Origin of the sequence: Parvimonas sp. D9, from assembly GCF_035282565.1 — a bacterium.
GTDB classification, from domain to species: domain Bacteria; phylum Bacillota; class Clostridia; order Tissierellales; family Peptoniphilaceae; genus Parvimonas; species Parvimonas micra.
The window spans coordinates 1-245 of the sequence record NZ_JAYKBM010000239.1 but is presented as its reverse complement, the minus strand read 5'-3'; the positions used below and the strand labels follow the sequence as shown (position 1 = coordinate 245).

Here is a 245-nt window from a genome sequence, read left to right as displayed (position 1 = left end):
CGTAAAATGTAATGACCACTCCATCAGCGCTAAAAGTTTCGTCTTCATAAGTACCCAGCTCTCCTCCATCCAATGTATAACCAAAGTCTGCCCCGAGTTTTGCATGTCCAATTTTTCTGTACCCCTTCCCACTTCTTCATCAGGCGTGAATAATATTTTAATGATGCCATGAGGCAGTTCAGGATGTTGCATGAGATAATGAGCCATATCCATAATAATGGCTACACCACTCTTATCATCAGCTC

General features: G+C 42.0%; 1 protein-coding gene. It reads right to left on the bottom strand.

The annotated features are described in order from the left end of the window. Positions 1-245, bottom strand: a 245-nt coding sequence (locus VJI94_RS08715; protein ID WP_324009087.1) for a M20/M25/M40 family metallo-hydrolase, incomplete at both ends; no start/stop codon positions are given.